The organism is Pseudoalteromonas sp. R86517, from assembly GCF_042466295.1.
In the GTDB taxonomy this organism is placed as follows: domain Bacteria; phylum Pseudomonadota; class Gammaproteobacteria; order Enterobacterales; family Alteromonadaceae; genus Pseudoalteromonas; species Pseudoalteromonas atlantica.
Map to the genome: position 1 here is coordinate 1,420,226 of NZ_JAXHCB010000001.1, position 25,627 is coordinate 1,445,852.

General features: G+C 40.1%; 26 protein-coding genes. 17 read left to right on the forward strand and 9 right to left on the reverse strand.

Going from position 1 to position 25,627, the window contains the following annotated elements; all coding sequences use genetic code 11:
• From SJY38_RS06360 to htpX, 5 genes are all read left to right on the forward strand, one after another.
• Entirely contained in the window at positions 1 to 1,158 is a 1,158-nt protein-coding gene (locus SJY38_RS06360; protein WP_377109423.1) for an aminotransferase class I/II-fold pyridoxal phosphate-dependent enzyme, read from the forward strand.
• Positions 1,155 to 2,051, forward strand: coding sequence for a methyltransferase domain-containing protein (locus SJY38_RS06365; RefSeq protein WP_377109424.1), 897 nt, complete (start codon positions 1,155 to 1,157; stop codon positions 2,049 to 2,051). Before SJY38_RS06360 ends, SJY38_RS06365 begins: the two co-directional genes overlap by 4 nt.
• A 29-nt stretch (positions 2,052 to 2,080) precedes the next feature.
• Positions 2,081 to 2,764: a dethiobiotin synthase gene (bioD, locus tag SJY38_RS06370; protein WP_248450969.1), complete on the forward strand. Its 684-nt coding sequence runs from the start codon at positions 2,081 to 2,083 to the stop codon at positions 2,762 to 2,764.
• A gap of 145 nt (positions 2,765 to 2,909) precedes the next feature.
• Positions 2,910 to 4,481 (forward strand): FAD-dependent oxidoreductase, encoded by a 1,572-nt coding sequence (locus SJY38_RS06375; RefSeq protein WP_377109425.1) that lies wholly within the window; start codon positions 2,910 to 2,912, stop codon positions 4,479 to 4,481.
• A gap of 229 nt (positions 4,482 to 4,710) precedes the next feature.
• The gene (gene htpX / locus SJY38_RS06380; RefSeq protein WP_024033579.1) at positions 4,711 to 5,574 is read left to right on the forward strand and encodes a protease HtpX; all 864 of its coding nucleotides are present in this window, start codon (positions 4,711 to 4,713) and stop codon (positions 5,572 to 5,574) included.
• Between the two features lie 82 nt (positions 5,575 to 5,656).
• Here htpX and gloA read toward each other — a convergent pair whose 3' ends face one another.
• The gene (gene gloA, locus SJY38_RS06385; protein WP_248461512.1) at positions 5,657 to 6,184 is read right to left on the reverse strand and encodes a lactoylglutathione lyase; all 528 of its coding nucleotides are present in this window, start codon (positions 6,182 to 6,184) and stop codon (positions 5,657 to 5,659) included.
• A 77-nt stretch (positions 6,185 to 6,261) separates the two neighbouring features.
• The gene (locus tag SJY38_RS06390; protein WP_377109426.1) at positions 6,262 to 6,672 is read right to left on the reverse strand and encodes a hypothetical protein; all 411 of its coding nucleotides are present in this window, start codon (positions 6,670 to 6,672) and stop codon (positions 6,262 to 6,264) included.
• A gap of 308 nt (positions 6,673 to 6,980) precedes the next feature.
• Between SJY38_RS06390 and SJY38_RS06395 the strand changes: the two genes are divergently transcribed.
• Entirely contained in the window at positions 6,981 to 7,490 is a 510-nt protein-coding gene (locus SJY38_RS06395; protein WP_096041721.1) for a DUF421 domain-containing protein, read from the forward strand.
• Between the two features lie 94 nt (positions 7,491 to 7,584).
• Here SJY38_RS06395 and SJY38_RS06400 read toward each other — a convergent pair whose 3' ends face one another.
• Positions 7,585 to 8,205, reverse strand: coding sequence for a trimeric intracellular cation channel family protein (locus tag SJY38_RS06400; RefSeq protein ID WP_058550084.1), 621 nt, complete (start codon positions 8,203 to 8,205; stop codon positions 7,585 to 7,587).
• Positions 8,206 to 8,621: 416 nt separating this feature from the next.
• Between SJY38_RS06400 and SJY38_RS06405 the strand changes: the two genes are divergently transcribed.
• The 4 genes from SJY38_RS06405 to SJY38_RS06420 all read left to right on the forward strand — a co-directional run bounded on the left by SJY38_RS06405 (position 8,622) and on the right by SJY38_RS06420 (position 12,764).
• Positions 8,622 to 9,218: a cold shock domain-containing protein gene (locus tag SJY38_RS06405; RefSeq protein ID WP_377109427.1), complete on the forward strand. Its 597-nt coding sequence runs from the start codon at positions 8,622 to 8,624 to the stop codon at positions 9,216 to 9,218.
• 261 nt (positions 9,219 to 9,479) lie between these two features.
• Positions 9,480 to 9,953 carry a hypothetical protein gene (locus SJY38_RS06410; protein WP_126007108.1) on the forward strand — a complete coding sequence of 158 codons (474 nt, stop codon included), beginning with the start codon at positions 9,480 to 9,482 and terminating at the stop codon, positions 9,951 to 9,953.
• 145 nt (positions 9,954 to 10,098) lie between these two features.
• The gene (locus SJY38_RS06415; RefSeq protein ID WP_126007106.1) at positions 10,099 to 11,928 is read left to right on the forward strand and encodes an AAA family ATPase; all 1,830 of its coding nucleotides are present in this window, start codon (positions 10,099 to 10,101) and stop codon (positions 11,926 to 11,928) included.
• A gap of 140 nt (positions 11,929 to 12,068) precedes the next feature.
• A complete protein-coding gene (locus SJY38_RS06420) occupies positions 12,069 to 12,764 on the forward strand; it encodes a hypothetical protein (RefSeq protein WP_377109428.1) in 696 nt (231 codons plus the stop codon).
• 363 nt (positions 12,765 to 13,127) lie between these two features.
• On the opposite strand, the gene SJY38_RS06425 is transcribed toward SJY38_RS06420, so the two are convergent.
• Positions 13,128 to 13,730 (reverse strand): thiamine biosynthesis protein ThiC, encoded by a 603-nt coding sequence (locus tag SJY38_RS06425; protein WP_377109429.1) that lies wholly within the window; start codon positions 13,728 to 13,730, stop codon positions 13,128 to 13,130.
• A 400-nt stretch (positions 13,731 to 14,130) separates the two neighbouring features.
• Positions 14,131 to 14,832 (reverse strand): metal-dependent hydrolase, encoded by a 702-nt coding sequence (locus SJY38_RS06430; protein WP_377109430.1) that lies wholly within the window; start codon positions 14,830 to 14,832, stop codon positions 14,131 to 14,133.
• Positions 14,833 to 15,136: 304 nt separating this feature from the next.
• Between SJY38_RS06430 and SJY38_RS06435 the strand changes: the two genes are divergently transcribed.
• From SJY38_RS06435 to SJY38_RS06450, 4 genes are all read left to right on the forward strand, one after another.
• Positions 15,137 to 15,964, forward strand: coding sequence for an ABC transporter ATP-binding protein (locus tag SJY38_RS06435; RefSeq protein ID WP_377109431.1), 828 nt, complete (start codon positions 15,137 to 15,139; stop codon positions 15,962 to 15,964).
• Complete coding sequence (locus SJY38_RS06440; protein ID WP_377109432.1) at positions 15,964 to 17,412, forward strand: ABC transporter permease; 1,449 nt, start codon at positions 15,964 to 15,966, stop codon at positions 17,410 to 17,412. The genes SJY38_RS06435 and SJY38_RS06440 overlap by 1 nt, the downstream gene beginning before the upstream one ends.
• Positions 17,409 to 18,671: a DUF3526 domain-containing protein gene (locus tag SJY38_RS06445; protein WP_154944487.1), complete on the forward strand. Its 1,263-nt coding sequence runs from the start codon at positions 17,409 to 17,411 to the stop codon at positions 18,669 to 18,671. The genes SJY38_RS06440 and SJY38_RS06445 overlap by 4 nt, the downstream gene beginning before the upstream one ends.
• Positions 18,672 to 18,761: 90 nt before the next feature.
• The gene (locus SJY38_RS06450) at positions 18,762 to 20,870 is read left to right on the forward strand and encodes a TonB-dependent siderophore receptor (RefSeq protein ID WP_377109433.1); all 2,109 of its coding nucleotides are present in this window, start codon (positions 18,762 to 18,764) and stop codon (positions 20,868 to 20,870) included.
• A 53-nt stretch (positions 20,871 to 20,923) separates the two neighbouring features.
• Here the strand turns inward: SJY38_RS06450 and SJY38_RS06455 are convergent, their stop codons facing one another.
• The 3 genes from SJY38_RS06455 to msrA all read right to left on the reverse strand — a co-directional run bounded on the left by SJY38_RS06455 (position 20,924) and on the right by msrA (position 23,533).
• Positions 20,924 to 21,673: an ABC transporter substrate-binding protein gene (locus SJY38_RS06455; RefSeq protein WP_024033597.1), complete on the reverse strand. Its 750-nt coding sequence runs from the start codon at positions 21,671 to 21,673 to the stop codon at positions 20,924 to 20,926.
• 137 nt (positions 21,674 to 21,810) lie between these two features.
• A complete protein-coding gene (locus SJY38_RS06460) occupies positions 21,811 to 22,725 on the reverse strand; it encodes a 2OG-Fe(II) oxygenase family protein (RefSeq protein ID WP_029774377.1) in 915 nt (304 codons plus the stop codon).
• 208 nt (positions 22,726 to 22,933) lie between these two features.
• On the reverse strand, positions 22,934 to 23,533 hold the full coding sequence (msrA, locus tag SJY38_RS06465; protein ID WP_377109434.1) for a peptide-methionine (S)-S-oxide reductase MsrA: 600 nt from the start codon (positions 23,531 to 23,533) through the stop codon (positions 22,934 to 22,936).
• 236 nt (positions 23,534 to 23,769) lie between these two features.
• Here msrA and SJY38_RS06470 point away from each other — a divergent pair, with 236 nt between their 5' ends.
• The gene (locus tag SJY38_RS06470; RefSeq protein ID WP_004586615.1) at positions 23,770 to 23,964 is read left to right on the forward strand and encodes a CPXCG motif-containing cysteine-rich protein; all 195 of its coding nucleotides are present in this window, start codon (positions 23,770 to 23,772) and stop codon (positions 23,962 to 23,964) included.
• A gap of 63 nt (positions 23,965 to 24,027) precedes the next feature.
• On the opposite strand, the gene SJY38_RS06475 is transcribed toward SJY38_RS06470, so the two are convergent.
• On the reverse strand, positions 24,028 to 24,231 hold the full coding sequence (locus tag SJY38_RS06475; RefSeq protein ID WP_004586614.1) for a hypothetical protein: 204 nt from the start codon (positions 24,229 to 24,231) through the stop codon (positions 24,028 to 24,030).
• A 99-nt stretch (positions 24,232 to 24,330) separates the two neighbouring features.
• On the opposite strand from SJY38_RS06475, the gene SJY38_RS06480 reads away from it, so the two are divergent.
• Both SJY38_RS06480 and SJY38_RS06485 read left to right on the forward strand, forming a co-directional pair.
• Complete coding sequence (locus SJY38_RS06480) at positions 24,331 to 24,813, forward strand: GNAT family N-acetyltransferase (protein ID WP_054982522.1); 483 nt, start codon at positions 24,331 to 24,333, stop codon at positions 24,811 to 24,813.
• Between the two features lie 172 nt (positions 24,814 to 24,985).
• The gene (locus tag SJY38_RS06485; RefSeq protein WP_377109435.1) at positions 24,986 to 25,600 is read left to right on the forward strand and encodes a MarC family protein; all 615 of its coding nucleotides are present in this window, start codon (positions 24,986 to 24,988) and stop codon (positions 25,598 to 25,600) included.
• Positions 25,601 to 25,627 lie beyond the last annotated feature (27 nt).

Below are 25,627 nucleotides of genomic sequence, written 5' to 3' on the forward strand. Positions count from 1 at the left end.
ATGCCATTTGAATTTTTAAATACGCATTTGCAGCAACAACAGCAACATGCGTTATTACGTAAACGCCATGTGGTGCAGCGCGCTACAGCACGTACCATTACGTTAAATAACGCAACGTACCTTAATTTTGCCAGTAATGATTACCTAGGCTTTGGTGATTGCAGTATTAACCTTGAGCAAAACAACGTACTCGGTAGCCACAGCTCACCCTTAGTTACTGGGTATCAGGCGCAGCAACACCAGCTAGAGCAATACTTATGTAGTGCGCTTGGCTACGAGGCAGGCATGTTGTTTAACTCGGGGTTTAGTGCAAATAGCAGTGTAATTAAAGCGCTGTTTAACGATAAAAACGCTGCGCAAAACAGTGCAATTTTTCAAGATAAACTCAACCACGCCAGTTTGATTGACGGCGCAATGCACTCAAATGCCGCATTGATCCGCTTTAACCATAACGATTTAAAGCATTTACGTTCGCGGCTCGAAAAATCAAAAGCACACAATAAGCTAATTATTAGCGAGGGGGTGTTTTCGATGGATGGCGACACCGCCCCTATAAAAGAGTTGCTTGCTTTAGCTAAAGAGCACAATGCTTGGCTTATGATTGACGATGCACATGGTTTTGGTGCACTAGGTAAAACCGGTTTAGGTAGCTGTGAGGCATTATTAGATGAAGGCTTAGCACTTCCCGATATACTGGTTATTACTTTTGGAAAAGCAGTAGCAAGCAGCGGAGCCTGTGTATTAGCAAATAACGAATTTATTAATTACATGCTGCAGTTTAACCGCGATTACACGTATTCAACCGCTATGTCGCCGCTTATGGCAGCGCTTACGCTTACGCGCTTGCAAGCCATTAAATGTGCAGATAATAAACGCGAGCAGCTAAGTAGTAACATTGCTTTTTTTAAGCAGCTTTGTAAACAACATGCCATTGCGGTAATGGAGTTAAACACCGCTATTCAGCCCATTGTACTTGGCTGCGCCGAACAAACGTTACACGCAGCACAAAGGCTTAAACAGCAGGGTATTTGGCTAACCGCTATTCGCCCACCTACGGTTGCGCATAATACCGCGCGGTTACGTGTAACCTTAACAGCGGCGCATACCCATGCAGATATAACAGCCCTTGTTGAGCACTTAAAAGGCGCAATAGCATGACTGCGCAGGCTTTAGTTCATACCCACAGTAAGCAAGCTTTAAATAAAAAGCCCGCGCTTTTACCTATAAATGGGGCTTCACAAAAGCGTGCGCTTATACAAAGTGCTGAGCAAGTACGCCCTCATACAGCGCTTAAAAAGGGGGCGAATGATAAGTTTTCTAAAGCAGCTGAGCAATACAACAGCCATGCCAATGTACAAAAACAGGCAGCAAGCGATTTATTTAAATTAATAAACTCCCAGCCTTACAACCAAAATAAGCGCTGTGTAGATTTAGGAGCTGGCCCACTGGTTAATACCTCACAGCTAAGCAAACAATACGGCCAAGTAATTGCCATAGATTTAAGCTTAAACATGCTTAAAAGCGCTGCATTAACTAACCCAAAAATTTGCGCCGATATGGATAACCTGCCGCTACAAGCAAACAGTATTGACGCTATATTTAGTAACTTTGCAGTGCAGTGGTCGGCTAATTTTGAAAAATTAATGCATTCGCTTTTTAAAAGCTTAAAGCCTGGCGGGCAGGCTTATATAAGCACAGTGGTTGCGGGTTCGCTTAACGAAATTAAAACAGCGTTTGCAGCGCTTGATAACCGTAGCCATATAAATACCTTTAATACACACGCTTATATAAACCAGTCGGTACAAAATGCGGGGTTTAGTATTAATAGCTCACAAAAAGTAATTTATACCGATTGTTATTCAAGCCCGTTAAAAGCCATTAAATCTATTAAAGCCATTGGTGCTACAACGCAAAATCATGCTAATTCACGCCAAGGGTTATTAACTAAGTCGGCGCTACAACGGGTGTGCAATGCGTATCCGCTTTTAAACAATCAAGCGTGTGTATCTTACCATGTGGTATTGTTATCATTACAAAAAAGCCATGAGTAGCTAATATTAAAATTAATCAAGGCAGTAAAATGAAAGAATTTTTTATTACCGGTACCGACACCGACGCCGGAAAAACCCACGTGACTAGTTTGCTATTAAAGCTACTTGCCCAACATAAAAAAAACGCAATTGGCTTTAAGCCACTTGCCGCAGGCTGCGAAATGGCGTTTGATCAGCTAGTTAATGCCGATGCACTCATGCTAATGGAAAGCGCCACGGTAAGTGCTAAATACGATGTAATAAACCCCTTTGCCTTTGCGCCGCCCATTGCGCCGCACATAGCCGCAGAACAAGTGGGGGTAAACATTACGCTCGATAAACTAAGCGCAGCGTACTCAACACTTAAACAACAAGGTGCCGATTACCACCTAACCGAAGGCGCTGGTGGCTGGGCACTGCCAATTAATAATACCGATTATTTATACGACTGGGTTAAGGCCGAGCAACTACCCGTAATTTTAGTAGTAGGCATGAAACTAGGCTGTTTAAACCATGCTTTACTTACCGCTGCCCATATGCAAAGTTTAGGTATTAACTGTGTAGGCTGGATTGCCAACCAAGTAGACCCAAATATGGATGAATACCAAGCTAACCTTGATTCGTTAAAAGCACGTTTGCCATTTCCTATTTTGGCTATAAGCCCATACAGCGAGCAAACCCCTAAACTGCAAATATACAAAACCTTACTTAATACCCTCAATATACAGAGCTAATTGTGGCTGCTTTGCGTTTTTAAATGCAAAGCAGTTTTTATATTAAATACATGAGCTTATTAATTGTATTTACGCCTTGAAATTACCCACTTTAGTACACATATTACAAGTTAAAGCTATTGTTACTAAGGAAATAAACCGCTACATGACGCACCCATATATTAAACGCTTCGCTCAAAACACACAGGTAACGGGTGAACCCGAGGTAAAGCCAAGTGCTCAGCCTAAGACCCGTGTGGGCATTTTAGGTGGCGGCACAGCAGGGGCAACAATAGCTATTAGATTGGCAGCGCTAGGGATTCATACCACTATTTTTGAGAAAAAAAAGTCACTTATAGATGGCCCACCTATGTGCCATTTACACGCCGGTGGTAATTTATACCGTGAAATACCAGACGAAGACTGCATAGATTTACTCAAACAATGTATCGATATTTTACGCCTATACCCCTATACCATAGACGTACGCCCAACCGTGTTTGCAGTGCCAACGCGCGATGACGATTCACCCGATGATTTACTACCACGATTAAATAAAATCACCAACGCGTATAAAGAGTTAGTTGAGCAAGACCCTAACAACAAAGTACTTGGCGAGCCCGACAATTACTACCAGCTGTATAGCCATGAACAAATGATAGCGCTGAGTAAAAAAGAGCAGGTTAGTGAGCCTAAAACGCTAGATGAGTGGATGATCCCCGTTGCTAAGCACCTAAACTTAAACAAAGTAAAATACCCGCTAATTGTTGCTCAAGAATACGGGTGGAATATTTTTAGGTTATCGGCCAGCGCCCAACTTGCGCTTGCCCAGTACGAACACGCTAATGTACTTACCAGCACAGAGGTAAAGCAAGTTAAGCAAGTTGAGCAAACCAGTGCTAATAACCAATCGCCAACCTGGAAAATTGAATACCAAAATAACCAAAGCGACTCTACGCAAACAGTAGAGGTAGACTACCTAATTAATGCCTGTGGCTTTCAAACCGGTATTGTAGATGACATGGTAGGCGTAGAGGCCAAACGTATGGTCGAATTTAAAGCCTCTTACATTACGCATTGGCAAGGTGCTGGCGGGCAAATTCCAGAAATTATTATTTATGGTAACCGTGGTACGCCAGAGGGCATGGCACAGCTAACGCCTTATCCTAATGGCTATTATCAAATTCATGGTATGACCAACTCAATTACCTTGTTTAACGATGGCCTAGCCGATACCAACGAGCAAAGTGCACAGCCGCAATTGCCAGCTAAATATTTAAATTACATAAACAATGGGTGGGATCAGCAGGTACTAAAAGCACGTAGCCAAAAAGCGATTGATTATGTAGCCGAGTTTGTTCCGGCATTTAAAAACGCTAACACGCAAAACAATGCCTTGTTTGGTGGCCAGCAAATCCCAGGAGAAGACGATACCTTGCGCGTCGCTGATGTTAGCTTATATTCGCATATTAGCTACGCACGAGCCGAAAACGTAAAAGCGTCATCTACCTTAATCGCTGCCGATGAAATAGTGGCTGAATTTACTAAACTTGGCCTAATAAGCGACGATGCGCACATAAATGAGCATCGTACTCATCACCAGTGGACGTACCTTCAACAACACAACCATGCAGATATAACCAAGGTGGCACAATTACTCGCAAAAGAGCGCGGCTTTCCTACAGATATGGCAACAATTAATAATTGCATTACAACTAGCGGCATAACCAGCAACTAATTGTTTTTATAGGCGTAACGAGGTTCTATAACTGCGTTACGCCACTCTTTACTCCCTTTTTAAACTCCCCCAAAAATTTATTAATAAACCTGCAAATAACCCTTGCGTTATGACATAGTTTGTCACAGAATAGCCTCAACGTGATGACATAGTGTGTCATGGCGTAATGATTGCTTTAACCTAATTTAATTTTATGTTCGGTGATCAAACCTATTTTTGTGAGGACAATATGAAACGTATATTTTTGTTTTTATTAACTAACCTAGCGGTTATGTTGGTATTAGGTGTAGTGCTTTCAATAATAATGAGCGCGCTGGGTTTAAGCCATCGTAGCCTTGGCGGAATATTACTTATAGCCTCTGTATTTGGCTTTGGTGGCTCGTTTATTTCGTTATTTATGTCTAAGTGGATTGCTAAAAAATCAACAGGCGCACAGGTAATTACTCAACCGCGCAACGAAACCGAGCACTGGCTTGTACAAACTGTATCAGCACAAGCTCAAAAAGCAGGTATAAAAATGCCTGAAGTAGCAATTTACGACAGCCCAGAAATGAACGCCTTTGCAACCGGCCCAAGTAAAAATAACTCGCTGGTGGCGGTAAGCACAGGTTTATTACATAACATGAATCAAGATCAAGCCGAGGCCGTACTTGCCCACGAAGTATCGCACGTTGCTAATGGCGACATGGTAACGCTTACGCTAATACAAGGCGTGGTAAATACCTTTGTAATATTTGCCGCAAAAGTACTGGCAGGCATAGTTGATAACTTTTTAAATGGCGATGAAGAAGAGGGCGGTAGTAGCTGGTCTTACTTTTTATTCGACATGTTATTCCAAGTTGTATTTGGTGTGCTTGCAAGCATAGTGGTTGCAAGTTACAGCCGTAAGCGTGAATTTGCAGCCGACAGCGGCGCAGCTAAATTGGTAGGTGCAGACAAAATGCGCTCAGCACTTGAGCGATTAAAGCAAAATCACCCATCGCAATTACAAGGCTCAATGATGGCCTTTGGTATAGCAAGTGGTAAAGGGATGGCTGAACTGTTTTCATCTCACCCTCCGCTTGATGCGCGAATAGACGCCCTGCGTAAATAAGCTAACCCTTATTTAAAAATACAAAAGCCAGCTAATTAGCTGGCTTTTTAGTATGTGGTAACCGGTTTATTAAGCGTTAAGGTTATTTACCAAAAATAATATCAGTAATGCCCTCTGGTGAGAGTATTTCTATCCAGTAGCCGTCAGGGTCTTTTATAAATGCTAGGCCCTTCATTGAGCCATCATCTGGCTTTTTAACAAATTCTACATTGTATTTTGCAAAGCGCTCACTGGCAGCGTATACATCGGGTACGCTAATGCCAATATGGCCAAAGCCTTTAGGCTCTTGGTTACCGCTGTGGTAGCCCTCAAAGCTATCGTCGTCTTCTGTGCCCCAGTTATGGGTAAGCTCGATTAGTGCAGGGCGACCAAATACCCATTTAGCTTTGGTTTTATCATCACCTTGCGGCTGCTCTGGCTCGTAGCCTAAAAAGTACAGCGTAAACTTCATTTCAGGAAAGTCATACTTACCTAACAGCTTCATACCTAATACGTTTTGATAAAACTCGAGCGACGGTTTGGGATCTTTAATACGCAACATAGTTTGCTGCATCACATAGCCTTTAGTGGCTTGTTCTATTTGCTCTGGAGATTCGTTATAGCTAGACATGGTAATCCTTTGTATAAATTAAGAAGCGAAAACTTAGATATAATGTTTAAGTTATCATAATCAACCATCGTTTAAATTTAAACTGCCCTGAGCATAAAAGAGTGATGCAAAATAGTCATATCATTTATCATTAATGCGCCCCATGTAGTTTCATCGCTACAGCCATTTATTTCTGAGCTTATAAACATACACCCATACCCATTGGCTTCTGTTTTTTGAATTTCTGTGTAAACACTAGCACCATCATCAGATAACCAAGTAGTGGTGCGTTCACGGCCATAAGGTAATATAAGAGGAATAGGAATGATTGGCGAAATTATAACACCCACCCATTTAAAGCCATCTCCATACTTAATTTGTTTAACGGCGGTACCTTTAACTGGCTTTTGGCCTGAAGTATACGTTTCAACGTGCACTAAATCGTAAGAAACACACCCTTGTACCAGTATTAATACTCCGATAACTATCGCTTTTTTAATTAATTTCAAGATAAATCCCTTTATAACGTTATTGAGCAAAGAAAACTGTTAATTTGTACCTAAAATGATAATCACATTATCCTATGAAAAAGTAAACTTATAACTCCATAGCGGTTACTTTGAATACTTTTGTAATACGTAGGTACCTATGTCGATAAACAAAGTACGATGCTAAGTAAAATTAAGTTTGTAAAACAATTAGCAAAATAAAATAGGGCGCTTTATTCATCGTTATTTAACTATGTGCAATGTAGGGTTTAATTAACTATTGCAGGAACTACTTACAGTAAGTAAATAACGCATATAAAGGAGTAACTATGTTTTTTGATGATATGCAGGGCTTAATACGCGTACTTATTATTGGCGTGCTGGGTTATGTAGCGCTGGTGTTTTGGCTGCGTATATCGGGTAAGCGTACGCTTTCTAAATGGAACGTGTTTGATTTTATTGTCACTATTGCGCTGGGATCTATTTTAGCCTCGGTGATCATTACAAAAAGCGTTGCGCTGCTAGAGGGCATGCTCGCGTTTGTTGTGTTAATAGGGCTGCAATATTTTATTACGTGGCTAAGTGTGCGCTCATCTAAATTTGCTTCGCTTATAAAAGCAGAGCCTACGCTATTGCTGAGTAATGGTGAATACTGCACGGCGGCACTTAAATCGCAGCGGGTAACTAAATCCGAAATTCGTGCTGCTATTCGTGGTGCGGGTATATTAGCCATAGAAGATGTAGCCGCTGTAGTGCTAGAAACCGACGGCAGTTTTAGCGTACTAAAGCAAAATAACAGCGGGTTAAAAACCGCGTTAAGTGATGTTAGCGAGCAATAAAGTAAGGCGCTAGTACTTATACTTATACTTATACTTATACTTATATTAATTAAGGCAGGTTTAATACCTGCCTTATCTTTTATTAAAGCCTAATTTATTTAGCGTGCTGCTCTAACAAACTAAAGGTAGGTAATCGCCACTTAAAGCGAATTGACGCCATACGTATTAAGTAGCCTGCAACAAGGCTTACAATAATGCTGATGTTGTCATCAATATTGTAATGGTGCAGTGCCAAGAATAAGCAGGCAACAAGTAACGATACACTCGCGTATAGCTCGTTATGTAATACTAAAGGCGCTTGGCGACATATTAAATCGCGCAGTAAGCCACCAAAAACACCGGTTACAACTGCAGCCACAACACAAATACCATAGTGCAGGCCCATATTTAGCCCCACTTGGCAGCCAATAATGCTAAACGCCGCAAGCCCTAGCGCATCTAAGCGCATAAAAATGCCTTTAAATTTAACCACCCACTTAGCAAGCCACGTAGTAACAATGCCAGCTATACAAGTAATTAATAAATACTCTGGGTGCTGAACCCAGGTAAGTGGGTAATTGCCAAGTAAAATATCTCGCACACTGCCACCACCAATTGCTGTTGCACTGGCAACCAGTACAACGCCAAACCAATCCATTTTCATTCGCCCAGCGCTAAGTGCGCCGGTCATGGCTTCTGCAGTAATACCAATAATATAAACAACGGTTAATAGCATGAGATAATCACTTGAAAATTGCACGTAAAAATAAGGTGTGGATTGTATAGATAAATTAAGTAAATAACGAATGAAAAATCACACTAAAAACGCTTAATTCAGATAGAAATAACTAATAACAAAACCTAGTGTAAACAAGCTGTTAAGCTAATCGCTTTGCAAAAGTCAGCAGTAGTAGAATAAAGGACAAATGGCCGTAATTTATAAAATAAAACAGGCTATTTTATTGCTGCATTTTAAACCTCAAAGCTCGGTATTTTCCCTATACGGTTAAGTATTTTGCAAACTAGTTAGCGTGTTTAAATTAACCTAATATGAATATTTGGTTGCGTGGTAGCAATTTAGGAACGTATACTAACAACTCTTAACTTAAATGGAATTTGCGTAATCGCAGCTTAATCAGCACAGGTAAATACATGAACAAAGGATTGTTAAAAGCGTGGAATGACGAAAAGGGCTTTGGTTTTATTAAATCAGACACCCTAGCTCACGACACCTTTATACACATTTCAGCGCTCAAACACATGAGCCGCAAGCCAAAAGTGGGCGACACCATTTATTTTGAAGTCGCTACACAGCCCGATGGTAAAACCAAAGCCGTTAATTGCCGAATAGAAGGCGTAGCTGCAATTAAAGTCACGCCTAAAAAATCAAACCATCATCGTGTTGCTAAATCTAATTTTACCGATAGTTTTTTAGGCAAAGTCGCCTCAATTAGCATTATCGCCGTACTTGGTTTTGTTGCAGTAAATAAATACAACCATTATCAAAGTAGTGAGCAGTTTAATAACCACACTCCCGTTATTACCAACGCCGATTTAGCCACCTTTGATGAGCAATACCCAAAAATCGTGATTCCAAAAAGCACGCAAAATTTTACCTGTGACGGCAGGCAGCACTGTAGCCAAATGACTTCCCGAGCAGAGGCGGTATTTTTTATAAATAACTGCCCGAATACAAAAATGGATGGCGATAGAGATGGTGACCCATGCGAGAACGATACAAGGTTTTAAAGGGTAGGGCTATAAAGCTTTCAGCTTTAAAAAAATAGAATCAATTAATCGCTGTGTATAAATACAGTGATTTGAGTTTTGTCCCATAACATTATTAAAAGTCGTTTTGGGGTTAAATAACAAAGGCTACTGAGTAGCAATTGTTATTGTCTGATCATAAACGAGTTGTGTGGTGTAATTATCGAAAAAGTAATACGCTTTTTGGGGACTTATTACTCCCCAAAGTCATATCATTTAATATCTATGAAAGGAATTACCTAAATGAAAATAAAACTTCTATCAATATTAGTTACTTGTACATTGCTACCATCTTTAAATGTGTATGCCGATGACAACTATACCGTTTCTCTGCAACTCCTTGATTCAGAGAAAAAAGAAATTCTTAGTTCATCATCATTAATGTTAGATACTGGATATGATAGTCAAACAAGTAGTAAGTCATACGCAATAACTGAATGTTTAGAAACGCTACAAAAGAAAACTAGATCCTTTAAAAGTAAAGAATTCATAGTTGGGTATAGCTATTCAGTAGAGCCTCAAAAAGGGCTTGTCGAGTTTACTGAGTACGGAATCGACGCCTCAAAATATAATGACTATGATAAAAGCGAATGTTTTAGAGGTGAAGTAAAACAGATTAAACATACCAAAACGCTAAAAGTTGTTGCTGGAAATAAGAACTTCCAAGAGTTTATATTACCTAGTGGTAATTTTATTAACGTTGCAATCTACAAGTAAAAAGTTGATTAAAACTAGTTGTTAAAACGGGACAAAATACAGCTTGCTGTGTTTAGTTCCTCAACATTTTAACCAACTATATTATTACCCTTTAATTGGGTATATGGGGCTTAAACTCAGTACTACATTATAATAAGGTGGCTAGGTGAGATTACATGAAATCAAGATCGATAATTTTCGCAAATTAAAAGGTTGTACGATTGGCTTTAGAGACTCGACTTTTCTAATTGGTGCAAATAATGCTGGTAAATCTAGTGTTTTTTCAGCAATTCAACTTCTACATAGCGCTAAAAATGCACTGAGAGAAGATTATTCGAAAACATACAATGAAGATGAAGATTTGTATGAATATTCCGAAGAAATTGAAATAGTTGCGGAATACCACAATTTACCAGAAGAAGCTAAAGAGTGGGTCGGTTTTAAAGGAAGAATTATTAGGGCTGAAGCCCCTTTACCAGATGAAACCGAGAACAGCATAGTTTACAAAAAGGTTTGGTCTATCAAACTGTCAAAACCAAAAGTTTACATGCTTGAATATCCCAAAGTACCTAAAGACCAGTTTGTTGCTGCAACGCAAGTATCTGAGTTGGTAGGCGATAGCTTCACTGAAGAGTTTTTGAAAGAATACTTCGAGGAGGCTAACTTTACAAAAAAACTAACTATTAAAGCAGTAAAAGAAAAACTTGAAGATTTAACTGAATACTGGGAAGTGCAGGAAGATCAAGAACCAGGTTGGGTTGAAAATCCAGGTGGTATTCCTGGTAACGTGCTTTCTAAATTACCTCGTATAGTTGTTGTACCAGCTGAATCATGCGTATCTGAATTAACATCAAGCAACGGAGCATTGCATTCTCTTTTAGGTGATTTATTTGAACAGGTGCGGTCTCAGTCGGAAAACTATGAACAAGCACAGCGTTTTTTAAATGAATTAGCGTCAGAATTAAATCCAAGTGATACTGAAACTGACTTTGGTAAGTTAATCCAAGAACTAAATGGTATGGTTCACAACTTGTTCCCAGATTCATCTGTCCATGTATCTGCTGCATTAGATAAACCAGAGAAAACTATTAAACCTCAGTTTTCTGTCGAACTAGAAAGCAATGTAAAAACAGAAGTCTCATACCAAGGTCACGGCATGATCAGAGCAACAGCGTTCCAATTACTGAGGTTTGTACAGGAATTTGTGAATAAAAATGCAGAAAACCCTAGAAGTACAATTTTCTGCTTTGAAGAGCCTGAAATTTATTTGCATCCTTCGGCTTCAAATCAACTCAGGGATTCGTTGTACGAACTAGCTGGACCTAGTTGTCAAATTGTAGCGACTACTCATTCTCCATATATGGTAAACCTTGGTACAGATAAGAGCATTAGCTTAACTAAGTTTTCATATGTCGATGGTGGGTTTACTGGAACTACATCATTCAATCTTGAAAATGCGTTCTCTGATCTTCAACGGGATGAAAAGCAAAATTTGAAGATGCTTTTAAAAGTTGATGACTATATCTCAAGAATGTTCTTTACAAAAAAATGTATATTTGTGGAAGGAGACACAGAAGAAGTTGTCGTCAGAGAAACAATTAAACGTTTAAGCTCTGAAGATAAAGCTAGGGTTATAGGAAATTGTGAATTCCTGAGAGCTCGTGGTAAAGCAGTGCTGATTTCTATAGCTAAATACCTAAATGCATTAGATGTTAATTATATCTTTATGCACGATCGAGATGCTGGGACTGAGAGGGCTGAAGCAATGAATGCGCCTATTCTTGCTCAAACAGGCGCAGAACGCAGAATCATGATCGAAGAGTGTATCGAAGATTTGTTAGGTTATGATGCACCATCAGGTGAAAAACCATATAAGGCATATGAGCACATTTCTCAAAACTGGGGTGAAGAGTTTAACGTATTACCAGAACGCTGGAAAAGTGTGTTTTTAAATCTTTGTTCTCCGCACTTAGATCATCTAAAACTAGCCCCATAACAAAGTATTTGTGGGTGATTACTAACGATTGGCATTTTTATTCCATCGTTGGGTTACGTGTTTATGATTGTATGGTTAGGTCTTGTGGTAGCGTTGCTCACATCTTAATGTAGCGTTAGGTAAAAATTTAGAGAGTCATAATGGATCGTTATCGTGAAAGGCTAATAGCGCATTTAGAAGAAGAAATTAGCTTATTAAAAGAAGCAGATTTTCCTATTGAAAAGTTGTATAGAAGGAGGGATTTCTGCTTTGGTAGAGACTACTACAGGATGAGGGAGCTGCAGGAACAGGTACATCAACTTTCAAAACAAGTTGGCGAGCTCGCTAATAGGCGAACAAAATGTGCATTATCTTATAAAAGCAAAAACTATGAAGGAGTAATGGAACTTCTGACTGGGCTTCCAAACCGGATAAAACAAGAAAGAAAATATTTAGACCGTCAGCTTCATGGTGCTGAAAGCCTAACAATTGCTGATCCATACTTTTTCTCATGGAGTGGCACCAATAAAATATTCGATAAGGAAAGCAAATACACGGACTTTATTCTACAGTTAATTCCTTTATCTGTTAAATACTTAGAAGTATTTCATTTGCCTGGGCCAAATAGCAGAATTTTTAGTAAATTTAATAAAATGATCAGTTCTATAAAAATCAAAGTACGCTTTGTGGAAACAAATGAGATACACGATAGGGTATTTATAAAAAATGATTGTGATGCAGTTTTACTTGGTACTTCATTAGGAGGGTATGGAAATAAACTGGCCTTTATATTACCAATTCCTGAAGAGGATTTAACTGTATTCTCTAACGAACTTAAAAGGATAAAAAATGCTTAACACAGTCATCAAATACGCTCCCAGCGGCCGGCGGACACTCTACCTTGCGCCGTTAGTGGGAGGAGTTAGGCACTATAATCTTGCATATATTAAGGGGTATTAATGGCTAAAAGTAATTGGGCTCAAATCTAGTCTTCATACATCAAAACATAAATCGGTTAAAAGGTTTTGATATTAGCTATTTCTACCCTCTAAAAGCGAAGCGCCTCAGAGCCTCTTTGTGAACTAACTATAAATATTTAAGGTGGCTGGCACTTTAAATATAAACACTTAAACGTAAAACATCGGCGGATTAGGTTCTCTAATACACGCCGATGTTTATATCTTATTTAAATAAGCAAATTACTTGTAAGCTATTAAGCCTTAGTCTGCTTTACGGTTAAGGCTTATTAAACAAATTGCTAAAAGCAATGTTGCAATCATACCTGATGCACCAGCAACGCCTGATGGTAAGAACCCATCACGGCCAGCAATAATTAATACTGCATTGGCAAGCATTGCAACTGCACCTGCTAGGGCTGTAAGGCCGCCAATGGCTTTGCCACCTTTAGCAATGAAAGATAGGCCAAAAACAACAGCTGCTAAGCCTAATAATAATTTAGCTGCGTAGTAAATCATGAATGATAGAGACACCACGCCACCAATTAAAGGTTGTGCGCCTTCTACTGCGCCCGCTACTTTGCCAAATGTTGAAAACAACGTTAGGCCAATGCTTACCTGTACTATGTTAAGTATTGCGCTAAATGTGATAGCCGACCAACCTAGTTGAGCGTTTTTAGCTTGCACCATAGTGGTACTTGCAAAGGCCACAAGCACAGTAAACAGCACGGCTTCTAGTCCCCATGCATACTGTCTTGAAAAGCTAATTTCAGCACTGTAAAGGGCAGTAAAAATAGCCTGAGTTATCGCCAACGCCAACAATAACGATGCTGTAATTAGGGTGGTGCGTTTATGTGTAAATTCCATTATGGTCCTCTTATAATTTTATATTTGACGCTTTAAAAGTTGTAGTCGCTTTGCATACATCAAACAGATGAAAGTATTGCTGCTATAAGACAGGTAAAGCGGAGTAATTATTTCACTAAAACCAATAAAAATAATAATTAATATTAAATAAGCTAAAACTTGCGCTTTTAATGAAACTTAAATTGCAAAGCCGCATTGAGTTAAGCTATTAAGCCTTTAAAAATTCAGCGCCTCTTATCCTCTTTGTGAATCAACTTTTAAATAAATGTTGGAGTTACTTCGACTAACTAAGGTGGCTGTTTTTAATAAATGGAATTAAAACAATCACTTAAATAAGAATCTATACCCACAAACAATGTTTATGGGTATTTTGTGTGACTAAGCCTATAAATGTTATTTATTAAGATAAAAGCCTAAAGTGAGACCAATCACTTAATGCGGTAATAGTTTGCTCTGTAGGCGGGGCTACATAGATTAAACCTGCAATGGCAATTATTGATGCCAAGGTAATTAATTTATTGTCGAAGTCGGCTATTTTTAACGCGGTGCCAAAGGAGCGTTTAATGGTGACATTGCTTAAATCTACACTGTAAATTTCATCGAGTAATAAATGAATTAACCCGCCGATTAAAATAAACCCACCTGTTAACCAGGCAAAGGTGGCTGCTTGTGTGGTTGTTTGCTCGTTTAGTTGCCACGTTACTTGCGTTGTTAACAGCGCGCATAGCACTAAAAATAATAATGAGTGGCAGCTGCCTCTGTGCACGGTGATCCATTCAAAAATGGGCCTAATAATATATTTCATAAACCCGTACACCAATAACGGCACTACGATTAGCTCTATAAAACTAATTTCGATTATTAGCTCGGTGGTTGTGTAATGCAGCACCAGTAATACAGCGCTCAGTGCGAATAAGTTAAAAATAGTATTGAGCGAGGTTGAGTTATCTGAGTCTATGTCGGGTAATAAGCCGCCAATTGAGCCTAAAAACCATAACCAAAGTGCGCCGTTTAAATCAATATGGCCTGCAGTTAATAAAGTGGCCGAGCCTAAACCTGTGATGATGACTGCAGTATTAAGATGAGTATTGAAATTTGCCATTGTATCTCTTGATAGAAAAATAGGTTGGCATTCTAGCAATTGAAAAGTTCATTGTTCAATTTACTTTAAAGGTAAAGCGTAAATAACTTAAGTACCTAATATTAAACGCTGCGTTATGAATGATTTTAACCTAAATGGTTATGGATTTTTGTAATAGGCAAAACCCGTTGAATAAACCAACGTGGGTAACACTTTTTAAACTACTGCATCATTTGTTAATTATTAATATGTTATAGTGTTGCAATATGCGATTGATATAGTATAACATTCACTGCATTCTAATTTCCCTTAATAGAGTTTGAATGTGAGTACACCTACAGCTGTTAATCAAACATCACCGAAAGAATCTCCACGTGTGGAACAAACACATAATGAAGCCCTAAATACAACTCAAGCCGTTACTCAAACAGTTAAAAGCGAAGCCATTATTGAAGTGGACTCGTTAAGTTTTAGCATTAAAAACAACGCCATTTTAAAAAACCTAAACTTTAGCGTAGGCTCTGGCGAAATTTACGCGTTACTTGGCGGTAATGGTGCGGGTAAATCAACCACATTAAAAACCTTGCTTGGGTTTAATAAACCCACTCAAGGCTCTGTAAAAGTAGCGGGCAAAGAGGTAACACACGCACTTGATTTTGTACGCGGCAAAACAGCATATTTGCCAGAGTCAGCAACGTTATATCCGCATTTAACTGCCCGCGAAAACGTGGCGTATTTTTTATCGCTTGCTGATATTAAAAAAACCGATGAGCAAATTAATGCTGCGTTTAACCGTGTAGCGCTACAGCAAGCTGCATGGGAGCGTCCTATGCAAACGTATTCTAAAGGCATGAGGCAAAAAACTGCGATTGCACTGGCTATTTTACGCCAAGCCCCCATATTTTTACTCGATGAGCCTACATCGGGCCTTGACCCTGTTGCTATTGATGAGTTTAACCAGTTAGTGCGTGAGCTTGCATTAACCGGCGCTACTATTTTAATGGTAACGCACGATGTATACGGCGCATGCCAAGTTGCAAACCGAATTGGTTTATTAAGAGCGGGCGAGCTGGTGGGCGAATTTGACGCGCCAGAAAACGGCCGAATTGATACCGAGCAAGTCCATGCCGCGTTTGCACAAAGAGGCGCGTAATGAGCAAAAATAATTTTTCAAAGGTGGTGATAGTTGCCAAAGATGAGTGGCGCTATTGGCTTCGCTCAAAACTGGCGATGACCGTTTTAGCCATAGGTTTATTACTTACGCTTTCATCTGTGGTGGTTACTGCCATTACAATGCACGAACTTAGCCACACTCGTAATGAATTACAAAGCAATGCAGAGCAAAGCTTTGCTGAGCAGCCCGATCGCCACCCACACAGAATGGTGCATTACGGGCATTACGCTTTTAGAACCCCAACCCCTCTGAGCACCCTAGATCCGGGGATTGATGCCTACACAGGTAACTCAATATTTTTAGAAGGGCATAGGCAAAATAGTGCAATGTTTGCCGAGCAGCGCCAAGGCACAGCTTTAACAAAACTTGGCAGCTTAACGCCTGCTTTTATTGTGCAAACATTAGCGCCGTTACTGCTTATTTTAATTGGTTACAGCTCTATTAGCCGTGAGCGCGAATCGCAAACGCTGTCGTATTTATTGGCGCAAGGCACCAAGGGCAGCACGCTTATTGCGGGCAAAGGGCTGGCGCTTTTGTGTGTTGTTGGATTAATTATTGCGCCATTAGCGGTGTCGGCGTTATTTACGCTTAGCGCTGGTGAGAGCCTTTTAGCAGTTGTTAGTTTTATTGTGGGCTATGCATTGTATTTAAGCGTGTGGGTGTTAGTTGTTTTATTAGCATCGAGCGTGTTTAGTAAAAATAGTGGTAGCTTTACAGCGCTTGCGTTTGTGTGGATTTTACTGTGCATTGTTATGCCGCGAGTAGCAAGTACCAGTGCCTCTACGGCTGTGCCATCGGCCGGTAAAATAGAAACCGACTTTGCAGTAAAAGCTGAGCTTAGAAAACTAGGTGATGGCCATAACACCAACGATCCCGCCTTTAAGCAATTTAAACAATCTTTGCTAAAAAAATACAACGTAAGCAGCATTGATGAGCTGCCAGTAAACTTTAGAGGGGTAGTGGCCAGTGAATCAGAGGCCAAACAAACTAAGGTGTTAAACCAGTTTACCGAGCAGCGCATGCAAAGTGAGCTTAAGCAAACGCAGGTATCGCGTTACTTTGGTTGGGTATCGCCTATGGTGGCTATTCGCTCGCTGTCGATGATTGTAGTAGGCACAAGCATAGAAACCCATCATCGCTTTTTACGCGAAACCGAACAGCTGCGCTTTGATTTTGTGCAAGGGCTTAACAAAGTACACATTGAAAAGCTTGATTACCAAGTTGATATGAACCGCAACGCCAATACCGAGGCTACTAAAAAAGCGCGCGTAGGATCAGAGAACTGGCAAATACTGCAAAACTTTACCTTTGATGTAGATAGCGCTGATGTTCGCGCGCAAAGAAGTGTACCTGCTTTTTTACAGTTAATACTGTGGATTGTAGTACTTGTAGGCGGTATTAAATTGGTAGGAAAACGTTTGATATGAGTTATTTAATTACACAACTTACACGAGAATGGGGCTTTTTACTGCGTCAAAAGTACCTTGTGGTATTGCTGTTATGTAGCTTTGTTTTATCGGGCTTTGCAATATACAGCGGGCTTAGCGAAGTAAGCGCGCAGCAGCAAACAATAGAGCGTTTAAAAGCTGCAGATCAAAGCGATCGCGCTAAAGTGCAGCAAAAGCAAGACGATCCGGGCATGTTGGCTTATTACAGTTTTCATTTAACGTATTCTCAGCCATCTAACCTTGCTTTTGCAGCATTAGGTGAACGCGATATATTCCCGTGGAAACACCGTATTAATTTATTGGCCATAGAGGGGCAAATTTACGAAAGCGATGCGCAAAATGCCGAGCTGGCACAGGCCGGTAAAATTGATTTTGTATTTGTAATTAGCGCCTTAGCACCACTGGTTATTATTTTGCTGTTTCATGACTTATTTGCAAATGAGCGCACTAGCGGCAGGCACGACTTACTGGTTACTACGGCTAAATCGTACTTTGCTTTGTGGGGCGCACGTATAACGGTAAGGTTTTTAGCAGTAATAGTGTGTTTAATGCTGCCATTTTTTATAGGTGCATTTATAGCTGGGGCAAGCGCGTTTGAAATTGCGTATGTATCGCTACTTTGTATTGCATACCTTGCATTTTGGACTGCGCTGAGTGTGTGGTGGGGCAAAAACGCGACTAGTGCGCCGCGCGTAGCCTCTGGCCTAATTGGTTTATGGGTATTATTTGCTTTTATTATTCCTATTTTAGGCGACCTTGCTATAAACAAGTCGGTGCATTCGCCTAAGGGTGGCGACATTATGCTTACTCAGCGTGAGGCGGTAAATGATGCCTGGGATTTACCAAAATCTGCCACTATGCAGCCTTTTATTAAAGAGTACCCAGCACTTGCGCCATACATTGCTATGAGCAGTGAGTTTGAGTGGAAATGGTATTACGCATTTCAGCAAATGGGCGATTTAAAAGCAGCGTCGCTCTCTAAAGCATACCGAGACGCAGCCGCTAAAAAATATGACTTAGCAGGCGTTGTGTCGTGGTTTTCGCCACCGCTGTTATTGCAGCGCAGCTTAACGCGAGCCGCCCAAACCGACTCAGTAGCGGCGTATGCATACGAGCAGCAAATTCGTGATTATCATCAGCAATTACGTGAGTTTTATTACCCTTGGTTATTTTATAAGGGTAACCCGCCTAAATCAGTTCTCAATAACATGCCACGCTTTGAGGCTATAGCAAAGTAATCCTTACTAGGTGCGCTAAACACCGTTGTTTAGCGCACCTAGTAACAACACCATAATTATAAAATACTTATATTACTAACAAGGTTAACAATGAAAACCAACACAACAGGGCTTAAGCTCACCTATTTAAGTGCGTGCCTAGTAAGCTTATTTAGCAGCCAGGTTTTAGCTGCTGATCAAAACCAGCAAACACACAGTGCTAACACAAACATTGAAAGGCTGTCTGTGGTTGCTACGCGTCAAGCTTACCAAGGTAACTTTAGCCAACTAGAAACTCCACAATCAGAGCTTAAAATTGATTTAGAAGCCCTTGAAAATGCAGGTGCAGTAAGCCTTGACCAAGCGCTTGACTTATCGGCCTCTGTTGCACGGCAAAATAACTTTGGAGGGCTTTGGAATAGTTTTTCGTTACGTGGCTTTGTAGGCGATGAAAATCTACCCAGTAACTACTTAGTAAATGGTTTTAATGCTGGGCGCGGTTTTGGTGGCTCGCGTGATTTGTCGGGTATTGAGTCGGTTGAGGTTTTAAAAGGCCCGCGTGCGGCTTTATTTGGCCGTGGTGAGCCAGGTGGTACAGTAAACCTAGTTACTAAACGCCCAACGTTTGATACGCAAGGTGAAATTAAGCTCTCGGTAGCAAGTTTTGATACTTACCGCGCCGATGTTGATTACACCACAGCGCTTAACGATGACGTTGCAATTAGACTGGTTGGTTTTTACGAAGACGCCCAGAGCTTTAGAGACACCATAGAAACCACTAAACACGGCTTTAGCCCGTCAATAGTGTGGAATATTAACGACAGCAGCCAACTTGTTTACGAGCTTGAATACAGCGACCAAGAAGTGCCGTTTGATAGAGGCGTATTAGCCATAGATGGCGAGCTTGGGCTTATTCCACAAAGCCGTTTTTTAGGTGAGCCGGGCGATGGCCCAATTGAAGCCGATGTACTAGGGCATCAGTTAGAGTACATTCATGACTTTGATGATAACTGGAGCATTTTATTTGGTGCAAACTACCGTGATACCTCTATGGAAGGCTTTGCAACCGAAACCGGTTTTGGCGGCGTAGTTGATGGCGAAGTAAACCGCTTTAGGCGCTACCGCGATTTTGATGCTCAATACCATGTATTGCGTGCAGAGCTAAGCGGCAGCCTTGAGCTTGGCGGTTTTGAGCACCGTTTAATTATGGGTGTTGACGCTGATAAATTTGAAAACGATCAATTTATTTTACGTGTACGGGGCGATCAATACATTAATGTATTTAACCCTGTATACGGCGCGTATGAATTACCAACGCCTACATCTAATACCGACCGCGTAGAGATTCAAGAGTCGGTAGGGGTATTTATTCAAGACCAAATAAGCGTAACCGATAAGTTAGATATTCGTATTGGTGCCCGTTTTGATGATTACGAGCAGCGCTTAAATAACCGTTTAGCAGGCACTAATACTAAACAAACGCAGTCGCGCGTGAGCCCGCAGTTTGGTGTGGTGTATGAAGCCGGTGATTATGTATCTGTTTATGCAGCCTATGGCGAAAACTTTCGCCCGCTGTCGGGCACTGATACCAATGGTGATGGTTTTGAGCCAAACCAATCTACCTCTGCTGAGCTAGGTGTAAAATTTACCCTTAACGATGGTGCGTTATTTGTTACCGTTGCCGTATTTAAAGTAGAACAAGACAACATGCTAGTAGTAGATGACCCAACAGCGTTTACTTATGCCGCCATTGGTGAAGCGCAAAGTAAGGGAATAGAAATAGACCTAACAGGTGAGCTTAGCGATAGTTTAGAAATTTGGGCGTCGTATGCGTATGTAGATGCCCAAATAGAAAACTCATTTTTTGATGCTAACTTTGGCTACACAGTAGAGGCCGGCGAGTCACTTTTAAATGTACCAGAGCATCAACTTAGCTTGCAGCTTGTTAAATCGGGCGAGTTATATGGCAATGCAATTAAATTTGGTGGTGGGCTATTATTTGTAGACGAACGCAATGGCTATTTTGGTACCGACTTTAAACTACCCAGTTATACAACCGCGCGTGTATTTGTAAATTACGATGTAACAGACGCGATTGGTGTTACGGCTGAGGTAAATAACCTGTTTGATGAAACGTATTACACAAACTCGTTTGCCGATGCATGGGTACAACCTGGTAAACCACGTAACGTTAAATTTTCTGCCTCTTATAAGTTTTAATTGGTATTTTGCGCTGTAAACGTAAAAAGGTCGCTTAGTTAAAGCGACCTTTTTTATTTGGCGTGTTTGTATTTTTTTAATATTTTAGAGTACTCGCCTGAATTTTTTAACTTTTGCAGCTGAATATTAAAGTCATCACGTAATTTTTTTGATTTAAATAAATAGCCACTAGGGCTTTTACCAAACAGCGCAAAGTGATCTACAGGTTGTGTGCTATCAATACCTTTAAGGGTTGAGCGATAGTAATCAAAACTTTGTTTATCCATTTGAATGACATTAGCCTTGTTTGAAAAAAGCATTTTAACTTGAAGAGATTGGTCGTGCACTTCGTAATATTGTGTATTGGCTTTTGCCATTTTTGCATATTCTTCACCTAAATGTATGCCGGCGCTGGGCCACGAGATTAAGCTGTAATGTGTTAAATCTGAGATTTTAGTAAAGTTAAAATGCTTGCTCCTTAGGGCTATCGCAACGTTTTCGTATTCATAGGCTTCATTTGAAATATAACCGCTTAGGAGATTACCGTTTTCTGTGCTTAAGTTTATGTCGGCTAGTATGTCGAGCTTTCCATCTATATACTCTTTAGCGCGGCGAGTATAAGGGTAATAGCGTGGCTCTATTTCATACCCTAAAGGCGTTAATGCGGCTTTAATAATATCGAGGGTTAGCCCGCTGTTGGTATGTGACATTACAAAAGGTGGTAGGGTTTCGCCAAAACCTACAACTAATTTTTGTTTAGTAGGCGATGCACAGGCAAAAGAGGATACAAGCAGTGTAGTTATTATAAAAAAGTTTAACTTCATTAGGCTGTTTAAATTAACTTAGCATACTAAAAAGATAGTAACTAAGTGGTTATGTAACAAGTAAATAGCCCATTAAAGTATGATTAAATACCTTTAATGGGCAAGTATTAGGCAAAAAAGGTTAAACTTGGCACCGTTTAAAAAGGTGCGTAGCCGTCTGGCGTTGTTTTTGGCGTAGTCCAACGCTCTTTTGCGTCAATATCTGTACGTTTAGAACCCGGCGCTGGTATACGGCCATTATCGCCAAAAAGCCATAACACTAGGTTTGTTCTGTCGCCACTGGTTATAGGTTTTGCCGCGTGTGGTACATTGCCTTTGTGGATCATGGCGGTGCCTGGTTTAAAGCTAAGTTGCACAACTTTTTCGTTTACTTGGTCGTAAAAATCAAGCTCTGATCCGCTAAATTCTTCCCCAGGTAAGTTTAAATTAATATTTAATGTTACTGATGATGCATCGGTATGCGGACGAATAGACGCATCTGTACTTGGGTCGTAATAAATAGAAAAACCAAACGTTTGCGTATCGTAACCTATGATTTCAGGAAACAATAAACGTGAAATAGGGCGCATGTATGTATTTAATACTTGGTTATAAAATGCCTGAAAACTAGGAGCAGCTAAATAGCCCTCTGAGCGTTTGTCGAGCATGGCGCCGCGGCGGTTTAATACAATACCGTACGGTGGACGCATAGGAATGTTAGCATTCCATACTTTTTCTAGGTAACCACGTAAAACTGCTAGGCGCTCAGGATCAAAAAATTGAAACTGATAAACATCAGTCGCTACTTCTTCTAGTAGTGATTTTACTAAATGCTCTTTTGATGGATCTTGCCATGCAGCATTAACGGCTTCACGTAAGTTTTTATCTAGTAATGAATCGTCAAGGGTAAAGGTGGCTGTATCTACTTCGGTTTCTTCCCACTCTTTCCAGGCTTGTGTAAGTAGTTGGTCGTTGTTGTACCAAAAATGCTGTACAGAGTGCTCACGATTTAACATGGCTTCTCTTGAAGGTAACGCTAGAGCACGAGCAAGTTGTAATTGGGTGGCAGACATAATGTGTAACTCCAGTTGTTGAATTAGGTTTTATCAATTTAGGAGTGCAATTTATTATATTTATAAAGTTAGATAAATAAGCTGTTTTAGGAAACAGTATCAAAATAATCTTTATAATTAGGGGCGGAATGAATAGAATTAGCAGATAGCTGTTAGCTGTAATGGGGATGGGTTTGTGTAAACCCATCAATTGTTCTAACAATAGTTTTTAATGTGTGACTCTATCGCCCCAAATTTCTTCTAGGCGGTTATCGCGTCCGCAGCGCCAGCGGTAGGTATTGTAGCGTATGGGGTTATTTTTATAATAATCCTGATGGTAGCTTTCTTTACCTTTAATTGGGTAAAAAGTGCTGGCATTAAGTATTGGCGTGACCACTGTTTGATTTGGAAACTCTGCTATTACGGCTTGTTTGGTTTGCTCTGCTATTTTGCGCTCTTGCTCGTTAGCGACAAATATGGCGCTTAAATAACTAGGGCCTTTATCGCAAAATTGGCCTTTGGCATCAAAGGGATCAATATTTACCCAATAATGATCAAGTATGCCTTTGTAGCTTACTACATCAGGGTCGTAAGTAATTTGTACTGCTTCATAATGGCCTTGATGGTTACCATTGTAGGTCGGGTTTTTAATTTTACCGCCTGTAAAACCCGATATAACATCTTTTACGCCTTTGAGCTTTTCAAAGTCGCTTTCCATACACCAAAAACATCCACCGGCTAAAACTGCTTTTTCGGTTTTGGCTGCATGTGAAAAAGTGCTAAACAAAATTGCGGCAGATGTTAATGCAAGCGTAAGTGATTTTTTCATATAATAATCTACCTCTAGTATGAGTTTAAATACATATTCTTAATAGTTAGACCCTTTAACTGTAAAACCTATTTCATTGTTTTTAGTAGGCTAACGTGAATAGCGGAAAAAGTAATATACGTAATGGTTTTTAATTATGGCCATACGTACATTAGCTAGCCTCAATAGCACAATGTTGTATTATCAGAGTGTGTTTATTAAAGTGAAAGCATTGAGATAAAAGTAGCAGGTGTTAAATGAACCAGTTAACCGAAAAATCGATAAGTTGCCCGTATTGCGGCGAAAGTATAGAAGTATTATTAGACGCGGCAGATATTGGTGAGCAATACATAGAAGACTGCCAAGTATGTTGTAAGCCTATTTCGTTTGTTGTTTTTGAAGATGAAGACGAGTTAAAAGTAAATGTATACAGTGAAGACGATACATTTTAATCCTTCGTTACTCTATATATAGTTGGCTGCACAGTGGCAGCCACTACGGTTTATACACGGGCGCTAGCTATTATTTTGCTCTCGGGCTAGTTGGTTTGGTAACAGCTCTTCTACTATTTCGCGTGCGGGGAGTGTATAGCGTGTGCCGTCAAACATTACCGAGGTAAACTCGTTTATATTAGTAATGCCTGTTAGGGTCCAGCCCTCACCACGTTTAGGGCAGTATACGGTTGTGGTAGGTTGAATTACTTTAAAATCGTCGCTCATTATTGCTCTCAATATTGGCTATAAAGATAATGCTTGTGAATACGCTATGGTAAGTTAATAATGCTTAACCATAAAGCGCTATTTTAACTCCTGTATAAAATGTTTAAAACAACTCAGCTTGAACGCGTTACATTGCGTTTAATTACTCATAAGCATGCCCCGCAGTTATTTTCTATTTTGAATCACCCGCAAGTGAGCGAATTTAACGACTATCAAACCCCCTTAAGTAAATGCCAAATTAAGCAATTAATACAAGACGATATTACCGCCTATTACGAAGGCGAAGTGATAAGAGTGGCTATTGAACATAATATAAATGGCAAACTCATGGGCACCTGCGGGCTTTATAATTTATCGCCTTGTAAAAGTAGGGCGTTTATTGGATTTGAGCTTGATCCTATGTATTGGGATAAGGGCATTATGTTTGAGGTAATTACCGGCTTTGTTAAAACACTTAAAGAGGCTATACCGCTTAATTACTTAGCGGCGCAGGTAAGTGCACATAATGCGCGTTCGCATAACTTATTAGTTAAATTAGGCTTTAGCTTGGGTGAGCATTCTATTTGGTATAAACACGTTTAGTACCGCATTAGTAATGTATTAGTGCTGCATTTACATTATACACGTTAGTAAATTTCATCATAAGAGGAACAAATGCAATATAAAAAATAGCCAATTTGGCTTATAGTTAAGCGTAAGCAAATGAATTTGTTACCCGAGTTTTTAAAACGTGTTCGCTTAACAAGGATTTTATATGCTAGAAAAACTATCTCAAGATGCCCTCGTTATTTGGGCCACTATTGACCCAATAGGGACTATGGCGCTTTTTGCTGCGCTCACTTCTCATTTAACTGATCAACAACGTTGTAAAACTGCGTTTAAAACTGTGCTATATGCAGGCGCTGTGTTACTTGGCTCTATTTTAATAGGGCAGCTTATTTTAAATGCGATGGGTATACGGCTGGTATCGTTTCAGTTAGGGGGCGGGATAATTTTATTTTTGTTTGGCTTACAAATGATATTTGGCAATGATTCTAACAAAGCAAAACAAGACCCAGGGCACGATATTGCAGTGTTTCCCCTTGCTATACCTGCTACCGCCACACCAGGGGCTATTTTAGCCGTTATATTACTTACCGATAATCACATTCACCCAATTACAACCCAAATAGGCACAGCGTTAATTACACTGGCAGTGTTGGGTGTAACCTTAATTTTGTTGTTGCTGTCGGGCAAAATTATAAAGCTTATTGGTATTGGCGGGGCGTCTATTTTAACACGTGTGATGGGGATGATACTGGCTGCTTTTTCTGTAGAGCTGATAATGACTGCACTTGAAGTTAAGCAGTGGGTAACGCTAGGGCCCTAATCAATCTTAAGATTTTTATAAAAAAGG